Origin of the sequence: Belliella calami, assembly GCF_022549695.1 — a bacterium.
Taxonomy (GTDB): domain Bacteria; phylum Bacteroidota; class Bacteroidia; order Cytophagales; family Cyclobacteriaceae; genus Belliella; species Belliella calami.
On record NZ_JAKZGS010000048.1, the window covers coordinates 1 to 544 of the forward strand.

Annotated in this window: 1 tRNA gene; it reads left to right on the forward strand. The window is 41.5% G+C overall.

Going from position 1 to position 544, the window contains the following annotated elements:
• Window positions 1–194 precede the first annotated feature (194 nt).
• A tRNA-Lys gene (locus MM236_RS19645) sits at window positions 195–268 on the forward strand.
• Window positions 269–544 lie beyond the last annotated feature (276 nt).

Consider the following 544-nt stretch of genomic DNA (forward strand, 5'->3'; position numbering starts at 1 on the left):
ATTTGGGAGGCTTTTTTGTTTTTGATTTTTTTTGATTTCAATTTTTTTTAGAAGTTACGAATGATGCGAACAAGAGCATCCCGATCAAATCGGGAAGGTTTCAGGTTCGAGTCCTGACAGGATCACAAAGGGTCGCTAGACCACGAACAATGGAGCATTTCGAAAAAAAGAAATGCTCCATTTAATTTAATAATGATTCCGTAGCTCAGCTGGTAGAGCATCCCGATTTTTATCGGGAGGGTCCTGGGTTCGAATCCCAGCGGGATCACAAAAGCCTCCTAATTTGGGAGGCTTTTTTGTTTTTGATTTTTTTTGATTTCAATTTTTTTTAGAAGTTACGAATGATGCGAACAAGAGCATCCCGATCAAATCGGGAAGGTTTCAGGTTCGAGTCCTGACAGGATCACAGAAGGTCGCCAGACCATGAACAATGGAGCATTTCGAAAAAAAGAAATGCTCCATTTAATTTAATAATGATTCCGTAGCTCAGCTGGTAGAGCATCCCGATTTTTATCGGGAGGGTCCTGGGTTCGAATCCCAGCGG